Raw genomic sequence first — 7,652 nt, 5'->3', positions numbered from 1 at the left:
ATAGCGAGAAGGTCACACCCGTTCCCATACCGAACACGGAAGTTAAGCTTCTAAAGCGCCGATGGTAGTTGGGGGTTCTCCCCCTGTGAGAGTAGGACGTCGCCAGGCAAATTGAAAAGACCTAAAGGTAATTAAGCCTTTAGGTCTTTTTGTGTGGAAAAAGTAGTATTTCGTAATATTATATTTCCGTAGTATCCTTACACTTTGTTGCGACAGAAACAAAATCTGGGTATACTGAATATAAATCAGGGAGGATTTATCATGGATAAAAGACAGCAGTTAATGAGCGAGCTTATGGATTTATGCAATGAAATAATTTGGCTTAATAAACCAGAACTTGAATCGGCCCTAAATGGATATACATTGAATGAAATAGAATTAATCGAAAATATTGCCCTAATCCCAAATGCAAATGTGACAAAACTTGCAGCTGCAAGTTATATGACTCGAGGCGCAATAAGTAAGCTCACCAAGAAGCTTCTAGCTAAAAATATTATTGAGAGTTATCAAAATGCTGAAAATAAAAAAGAAATATATTTTCGGTTAACAGCTAATGGGCAGAAAATAAATAATATCCATCAAGAATTACATGGGCTGTTTCTTAAACGTGACAATGAAGTATTTAAAAATATGACTGATGATGAATTTGATACTATTTTTCGTTTCATTGGTCGATACAGGTATCATTTGAAAAATATCACGAGATAAAGTGGTATTTTTTTATTTTTGTTTATTGTTGACGAAGAAACAATAATGGAGTAAACTTTTTTGTTGACATAGAAACAAAAAAAGTAGAAAGAGAAATAGTATGAAGATTTCAATCAATAAACATGCACTAACATTTGGGTTTATCTCAGTCTTTTTAACTGGTATGGGTTTGACTATTGTAATCCCCGTTTTACCTGTTTTAGTAAAATCTTATACCAGTAATCCAAGCGCTCAGGCTACGGCGGTAACATTGCTTTCTTCTATCTACGCACTTTCTGTATTCTTGGCAGCACCGGTCTTAGGAGCATTAAGTGATAGATATGGTCGTCGTCCTGTTTTAATTATTAGTCTGCTCGGTTCTGCTCTAGGTTATTTTGTATTTGGTCTTGGAGGGGCGCTTTGGGTCCTTTTTCTTGGACGAATCATAGAAGGTTTAACAGGGGGGGGAATATCAGCAATTTTTGCTTACTTTGCTGATATCACTCCTTCTAATGAACGCACTAAATACTTTGGTTGGATTATGCGGTTGTCGGGGTTGGGACTACTCTCGGTCCTGCAATCGGTGGAGTACTTGCGAATTTCGGGAATAGTGTACCTATGTATGCAGGTGCCGTAATTACATTATTCAATGCTATATATGGATATTTCTTTATGCCTGAAAGTCTTGAAAAGTCTAGACGCTCTTCTAGTATTTCTCCTAAATATCTTAATCCGTTTATACAACTATCAAATGTTTTTTCTTTTAAATTTGTTAAATGGCTCATGATTGCTGGATTCTTAATTTGGATTCCTAATGGATCATTACAAGTTATTTTCTCTCAATTTTCAATAGATACATTTGCGTGGCGGGCGTTGCTTGTCGGGTTGGTATTTTCAATAATAGGGGTGCTTGACATCTTCTCTCAAGCAATTATTATGCCAAGGTTACTTAAATATTTATCAGATAAAAAAATTGCACTTTTAGGTATGATAAGTGAAATGATAGGTTTTAGTTTTATTGCTGTTTCAGCATTCAATGCGTATTATCCAGTCTTTATCGTAGGAATGATTTTCTTTGGACTCGGAGATTCTATCTTTGGTCCAGCATTTAATGGCATGCTTTCAAAATCCGTTGACCTTAACGAACAGGGACGTATCCTGGGTGGTTCTCAAAGTATTCAATCGCTAGCTCGATTCATTGGACCGATTATTGGTGGACAGTTGTATGGAAGAGTTAGCCATTCTACTCCTGCTATCATGGGTGTGATATTAATTGGAGTTGCCGCTCTTGTTTTTTCAAAGCAGCATCGGTGGATCCGCTATAAATAACTTTTAGGATTATCCTATAACGGATAATAGGAAATAATAAATAATGCTTCAGCTAGTCTTCGATTAATTTTGACATGTATACACATTGAATGAATAACTAACAGTTTAGCAATAAAACAGGGGAAGTGGAAGGAGAAAGATCTATCTATGGATTATATTCTATTTAAACCCATAAGCATCTATTTGGTAGATGCTTATGGGTAGAATTGGTATAAGTAGTTCTTTTGGGGTAGCATAATCTTTTCTTATTTTGAAATAGGGTGACATTATTAGAAACGCTCCAATCGCCTAAATGTGAATACTGCTAGTGCTAAAAGAATTATTGATGATAGGATAGTTGTAAAAATAGGTAGAAGGAATATGTCATTACTTTGATTGTGCATTAAAATACTTGTTGCTCCATTTCGAAGTGTTGCAGGACTCCATTTCATATATTTGGTTATAAGTCCAGTGAGTAAGGAAAGTGCAGCTAGGAATGTTAAGCTTACGCCTGCGATACCGCCAGTATTTCTTAAGAGTGTTGCTATCCAAATTGTGAAAGTGAGAATAAAAATAATCCATAGGCTATATATTAGGAAGCTAGTGAGTACATCTATCCAACGAACAGGTGAAAACAGTAAATTAGTATAGTACCAAGTCAAAACATAGCTTAAAAATAGAGAAGATAATGCGATGATAACTTGACTTGACCATTTACTGGCTATGTATTGAAAGGCAGAAACAGGACGTGCCACAATAAGGGTAAGCACATTATTTTGCCGTTCATGAGAAATAATTCCCATCGTGGCTAGGACGAATAAAAGAGTACCAATTGTTCCATATTGAGATAAAGTAGCTGCGAGCACTTCTGCTCCTGTAGGAACTGGGAATTCAATCTTCGCTCCCACGGGTAAGTTTCCAGCTTTTTCAATAATTTGTGGCATATAGTAAGTTGAAATTGGTTGGGAGACGCCTAAAATCATCATTACAACTGGAAGCCAGATCCATTTCCCGTTTCTTTTACTTTCTAGCATTTCTTTTTGAAATAAAGTTAAAAAGTTTTTCATATGTTTACCACCTTCATATAGGCATCCTCTAAAGAATCCTCCATAACTTCAAATCGTTGTATTGTGTATCCTCTGCTTATTAGGGCAGTTAATAAATCATTTGTTTGTAAAGAAGGTGTAATTTCTAAAATAGTTGCATTATTATCAGTCGTAAAGTGAATAGCTTCCGGTTTTAATAATTCATCGAATGCATTCTTTATAGGTTCTATTGTTTCAATATGGATAGCTGTATGCGAAAAGACTTTTTTTAAGTCAATTAAAGAACCCTCCCACTTTATTTCTCCTTCCTTTAACATAAGAACTTCATCGCAAACTTGTTCTGCATCATGAAGGACATGTGTGGAAAAAAGGATTGTCATCCTTTCTTTTAATTTTTCCATAAGTATTAAAACTTCCCTTCTCCCTGTAGGGTCTAAGGCGGAAACTGGTTCGTCTAGGATCAATAGTTCTGGCTGATGTAAAATAGCTTGTGCTAATCCGAGCCGTTGCTTCATTCCACCAGAAAAACCTCCGATCTTTCGGTTCTTTACCTCTGTTAGCCCAACGAATGAAAGGCTGTTATTAACATATTCTATTAAACGTTGTTTAGGAACACCTGATAGTTTTCCAGCGAAATACAGAAATTCCACGGGAGTCATCCAATTAAAAAAAGTGGGGTGTTGGGGCATAAAACCAATATGTTTACGATAATCCTTTTCTCCGTTATAAGATATAGAGCCTTTTGTCGGGGATAGCAAACCCGCAAGCATATGAAGCGTGGTTGTCTTACCAGCTCCATTTGGCCCTAATAGTGCTGTGCAACGACCTTTTTTAATGTGAAAAGTGATTCCTTTAATCGCTTGATGGTCATTAAAACGCTTTTGTAATTGATTCACTTGTACGAACATCTTAATGCCTCCTTAAGTATTTTTTCTTCCTATTACAAAATATAAAATGGATCCGAATAAACTAACGATTAGGATAAGTAGAATCCATAACCATTTTGGTCCGTTTGTTTCTTCTTGCTTGATGCAGCTAATGAGAGCAGTGAGCATTAATATGAATTGGAGAATAAGGACGGGAGCTATTAATGACCAGTTTACTTGTAATAATTCTTCCAAAGTTATTTCTCCTTTCGTACTTTTCTTTTTTTAGGCAAGATAATTAGTAGGAAGTAAAGAATTGATGGAAGTGGAAGCGAAATCAATCCCCAAATTCCCCAAAACCATGCAATGCTTGCATTTTTTTTCGCATGAATAAACAGAAAAGTTCCCTGTGCTAACAGAGCGAGGAAAAGCAAGATTAATAAATAAGGATTAATTTCTGTCATCAAATATCTTCCCTTCTTGTTTGTGTATTAATATAAAGTAAATTAGAGGAGCAACTATAATAGATATAACCTCCATAATGACTATGGTTTGAAAGTCTAGGAATGCAATCATTGATAAAAAACTCAGTAAAAGGACGGCTGTTACCATAAACAGCTTCAATTCTTTATAGAAAGCTTTTTTCTTTTTTAGTTGAGAGTATTGTAGCTGCTCTTTTATGAAAAATGAAGAAGGTTCCTTGCTGAAAGGAAGATTTTCAAGGTGATTCCAATCTTTTTGTAAATCCTCAATAAGCTTATCTGTTTGATTATGATCTTTCGTCATAGGCTGCCCACTCCTTTCTAAGTCTTTTGATGCCGTTGTGAACCCGAGATTTAACCGTTCCTGCTTTAATCTGAAGTAGTTCGCCGATTTCTTCATACGTGTAGCCGTAATAATGATGAAGAAGGATGGGGATACGAAACTCTGCTTCTAAATTATTAAAATCAGTAAATGTGTCACTCCATTCTATCCCTTTGGAATTCGCTTTCCATGTTAGTTGTCGTGATAAAGCTATTTTTGTTTGATTTAACCAATTGACTTCCCGTTTCTTTTTTCGAAGTTGGTCGATATATAGTCGTGAAGCAATAGAAATCATCCAGGTTGAGAACTTACTGTCTCCCTTAAAAGAGTTAAGGTTTTCGTAGCATTTAAGCATGGTATCCTGTGTAAGATCTGAACTTATTTCTTCATTTAAAGTAAGTTTTAGTAAATATTTATATAGGAATGAATAGTGTAATTGAAATAAATCTATGAAGGCATCTTCATTTCCTTCCTTTGCAAGTTTAATAAGTCTTTTCTCGTTGTCCAAAGTTAAATCGATGCCTCCTTTCTTTTTCAAATCATAAGACGGTTAATCTCAGTAAATCGTTCATTAAATATAATTAATTTTTTAAGGCTACATTTATTTTACGATAATTCCTCCTTAAATTAGAGAAAGTGAGGTGTACTCAATAATAGGGATGTATGTTAAAATTTTATTAAATTTATGCAATTCTGAATTTTTTTGAAAAAATTGGTGTTCATAGACTTTTTAGGTGTTGGAAAATACAGAGATACGGTCAAAAATCGGAATGTAGTTAAATATATGAGAGAAGTAAGATGAATGATTGAGAGAAGGGTTTGCAGAAACTGTTTTCCTTAGTCGTATCAATCAAGAGTATATATACTTCCTCATAAAAGGAGTAGGAATAGCTGAAGATTGGAATCATTACCGACGTTCATGGAAATGGTCCGGCTTTGAACGCTGTGCTGCAAGAAATAGATACAAGGAAAGAATTTATTGTTTAGGGGATATGATAGGGATTGGACCAGATACAAACGAGGTTTTAGGCCTTTTGTTTTCCAGAATGGACAGTTCAATGATTACAGGTAACCATGATGAAGCGATTCTGGCGCTACTTAAAAGAGAAGAGTATCCTCTCAGTCATTACGCGCATCAAAGTACATCATTAATGGATCGCAGATAATATGAATAAATCCTATATTCCTAATTTAGAAAAGTTACCACAAACTATTGATACAATAATAGAAGGTCATTCGGTTCTATTTACACATTATCATATAAAAGAATCAAAACGAAATAGTCATATTAGCCAAGAACCCTTTAGTGAAATTGTTGAACCGTCATTCAAACCTATTAACGGTTTATTTAAAGGGTATAATAAAGAGTTGATCTGTTTTGGACACAATCATCCCATTTATTTTTTTCAAAGCAAAAAAAGGCTTTTCTAAATCCAGGATCTTTTGGGTGTAATCTTCAACCAATAGCTTCATATGCAATTGGAAATATAGATAAGAAGAAAATAGAAATTAGTCTAGAAAAAGTAGTTTATGATAATTCCTTTTTCTTTGAGTCGTATGAGACTTTGAAAGTACCAGATCGTGAATTTATTATTAATATATTTCATGGGGATCAAAACAGAAAGGATGGAAAGGGGTTATAAGATGCGGTTTAATGAAAGGATTGGTCTGGATATAAGCGATGAACATCATAAGATTCATCGGCGAGTAGCGGTAAGGGCTGTAATAATTGAAAAGCAAAAGGTTTTACTTATGCAAACAAATAAAGGTGACTTTAAATTTCCAGGGGGAGGAGTTGAAGGAAATGAGGGACTGGAAGAAGCGCTATGGAGGGAGGTAAAAGAAGAAACTGGTTATACTCATTGCACAGTTAAAGAATGTATGGGGAAAGTAATAGAAAATCAAGTAGATCAGGACGATAAGCAAGCATATTTTCAAATGGTATCTCATTATTACATGTGTGAGCTTACGAATAAGGGAAAAGTGGAAAAAGAGTTAGATGCGTATGAGTTTGAACTCGATTTTAAACCTGTATGGATATCCGTGGGTAAGGCTATAGAAGAAAATGAATATGCCGTATCTCAATTTAATTGCAATCCTTGGGTTGCTAGAGAAAATTTAGTTTTGAAAAAAATAAAAGACTTTTTATACTGAAGGAGAAGAGTGGGATGTATGCAGTAATTGCATTATTTGATGTAGTATTAGAACAAAGAATAAAAAAGATATGGGAAGAATTAGAGAGTAACGGAATCTCCTATTATGCGAGAGAAGTGGAGGATAGAGTACCTCATATTACTCTAGCAAGCTATAAGGAAGTCTCTCTTACGCACTTTATACATGAGATGGAAACCTTCTATAGAAATAAGGGGAAAATCCAGGTTGATTTTCAAACTGTAGGATCTTTTATAAATACGCCAACACTATTTTATTCTCCAACTGTAACTAAAGAGTTAATCGAGTTACATTCGAGTCATCATCGACATTTTGATTCATTTAACAATGATGAAGAGTCATTATATCTTCCAGATAAATGGGTTCCACATTGTACCTTAGCTAATAGACTTTCTAAAGAAGAGTTGCAGGAAGCATATAGCTATTGTTTAAAGATAAGTGAAAAGCTAGAAGGGGAAATTAACCGAATAGGGTTAATTAGAATAGATAGTTCGAAGCATGCTCCAGTTATATATTCTAAGAGTTTAATAGAATTGTAAAAAAAAAACGTAAAAAACAGTTGACGATTAAATAGATAATTGTTATTATATAAAAGTTGCTTCTGATAGCAACATAATATGATAATTTAATAGTGAAAAGATATCTTGAAAAAAGTTATTGACTTTCACTTGATGAATATGGTATTATATAAAAGTTGCTTCTGATAGCAACAACCGAATTGCTCTTTGAAAACTGAACAAACAAACGTCAACAATAATCGTTTTATAAC

The 7,652-nt window shown here is 34.5% G+C and carries 10 protein-coding genes, 1 rRNA gene and 1 pseudogene; 6 read left to right on the top strand and 6 right to left on the bottom strand.

Annotated elements, in window-relative coordinates; genetic code table 11:
* From rrf to ADJ83_RS15990, 3 genes and pseudogenes are all read left to right on the top strand, one after another.
* Positions 1-108, top strand: a 5S ribosomal RNA gene (gene rrf / locus ADJ83_RS16000); the annotation flags it as partial.
* 153 nt (positions 109-261) lie between these two features.
* Entirely contained in the window at positions 262-708 is a 447-nt protein-coding gene (locus ADJ83_RS15995; RefSeq protein ID WP_048718390.1) for a MarR family transcriptional regulator, read from the top strand.
* 142 nt (positions 709-850) lie between these two features.
* Positions 851-2,016, top strand: a pseudogene (locus ADJ83_RS15990) (MFS transporter); the annotation flags it as partial.
* 269 nt (positions 2,017-2,285) lie between these two features.
* Here ADJ83_RS15990 and ADJ83_RS15985 read toward each other — a convergent pair.
* From ADJ83_RS15985 to sigY, 6 genes are all read right to left on the bottom strand, one after another.
* Positions 2,286-3,062 carry an ABC transporter permease gene (locus ADJ83_RS15985; RefSeq protein ID WP_048718386.1) on the bottom strand — a complete coding sequence of 259 codons (777 nt, stop codon included), beginning with the start codon at positions 3,060-3,062 and terminating at the stop codon, positions 2,286-2,288.
* Positions 3,059-3,949: an ABC transporter ATP-binding protein gene (locus ADJ83_RS15980; RefSeq protein WP_048718383.1), complete on the bottom strand. Its 891-nt coding sequence runs from the start codon at positions 3,947-3,949 to the stop codon at positions 3,059-3,061. Before ADJ83_RS15980 ends, ADJ83_RS15985 begins: the two co-directional genes overlap by 4 nt.
* Before the next feature lie 12 nt (positions 3,950-3,961).
* The gene (locus ADJ83_RS15975; RefSeq protein ID WP_082169286.1) at positions 3,962-4,096 is read right to left on the bottom strand and encodes a PLD nuclease N-terminal domain-containing protein; all 135 of its coding nucleotides are present in this window, start codon (positions 4,094-4,096) and stop codon (positions 3,962-3,964) included.
* Positions 4,097-4,164: 68 nt separating this feature from the next.
* Positions 4,165-4,371 carry a hypothetical protein gene (locus tag ADJ83_RS15970; RefSeq protein ID WP_048718379.1) on the bottom strand — a complete coding sequence of 69 codons (207 nt, stop codon included), beginning with the start codon at positions 4,369-4,371 and terminating at the stop codon, positions 4,165-4,167.
* On the bottom strand, positions 4,358-4,693 hold the full coding sequence (locus ADJ83_RS15965; protein WP_048718377.1) for a DUF5345 family protein: 336 nt from the start codon (positions 4,691-4,693) through the stop codon (positions 4,358-4,360). Before ADJ83_RS15965 ends, ADJ83_RS15970 begins: the two co-directional genes overlap by 14 nt.
* The gene (gene sigY, locus ADJ83_RS15960) at positions 4,677-5,219 is read right to left on the bottom strand and encodes an RNA polymerase sigma factor SigY (RefSeq protein WP_048718375.1); all 543 of its coding nucleotides are present in this window, start codon (positions 5,217-5,219) and stop codon (positions 4,677-4,679) included. The genes ADJ83_RS15965 and sigY overlap by 17 nt, the downstream gene beginning before the upstream one ends.
* Before the next feature lie 298 nt (positions 5,220-5,517).
* Between sigY and ADJ83_RS26305 the strand changes: the two genes are divergently transcribed.
* From ADJ83_RS26305 to ADJ83_RS15945, 3 genes are all read left to right on the top strand, one after another.
* Positions 5,518-5,877 (top strand): hypothetical protein, encoded by a 360-nt coding sequence (locus ADJ83_RS26305; protein WP_235252768.1) that lies wholly within the window; start codon positions 5,518-5,520, stop codon positions 5,875-5,877.
* 478 nt (positions 5,878-6,355) lie between these two features.
* Positions 6,356-6,865, top strand: coding sequence for an NUDIX hydrolase (locus tag ADJ83_RS15950; RefSeq protein WP_048718374.1), 510 nt, complete (start codon positions 6,356-6,358; stop codon positions 6,863-6,865).
* Positions 6,866-6,879: 14 nt separating this feature from the next.
* Positions 6,880-7,422, top strand: coding sequence for a 2'-5' RNA ligase family protein (locus ADJ83_RS15945; protein ID WP_048718371.1), 543 nt, complete (start codon positions 6,880-6,882; stop codon positions 7,420-7,422).
* The last annotated feature ends 230 nt before the right edge of the window (positions 7,423-7,652 follow it).

Origin of the sequence: Bacillus sp. 522_BSPC, assembly GCF_001076885.1 — a bacterium.
In the GTDB taxonomy this organism is placed as follows: domain Bacteria; phylum Bacillota; class Bacilli; order Bacillales; family Cytobacillaceae; genus Niallia; species Niallia hominis.
This window is presented reverse-complemented; position numbering and strand designations above follow the sequence as displayed.

Bases quoted from the DNA above. Each gene is read 5' to 3' on its own strand.
- ADJ83_RS15995 (WP_048718390.1), top strand. From the start codon at position 262: ATGGATAAAAGACAGCAGTTAATGAGCGAGCTTATGGATTTATGCAAT.
- ADJ83_RS15985 (WP_048718386.1), bottom strand. From the start codon at position 3,062: ATGAAAAACTTTTTAACTTTATTTCAAAAAGAAATGCTAGAAAGTAAA.
- ADJ83_RS15980 (WP_048718383.1), bottom strand. From the start codon at position 3,949: ATGTTCGTACAAGTGAATCAATTACAAAAGCGTTTTAATGACCATCAA.
- ADJ83_RS15975 (WP_082169286.1), bottom strand. From the start codon at position 4,096: ATGCTCACTGCTCTCATTAGCTGCATCAAGCAAGAAGAAACAAACGGA.
- ADJ83_RS15970 (WP_048718379.1), bottom strand. From the start codon at position 4,371: ATGACAGAAATTAATCCTTATTTATTAATCTTGCTTTTCCTCGCTCTG.
- ADJ83_RS15965 (WP_048718377.1), bottom strand. From the start codon at position 4,693: ATGACGAAAGATCATAATCAAACAGATAAGCTTATTGAGGATTTACAA.
- ADJ83_RS15950 (WP_048718374.1), top strand. From the start codon at position 6,356: ATGCGGTTTAATGAAAGGATTGGTCTGGATATAAGCGATGAACATCAT.
- ADJ83_RS15945 (WP_048718371.1), top strand. From the start codon at position 6,880: ATGTATGCAGTAATTGCATTATTTGATGTAGTATTAGAACAAAGAATA.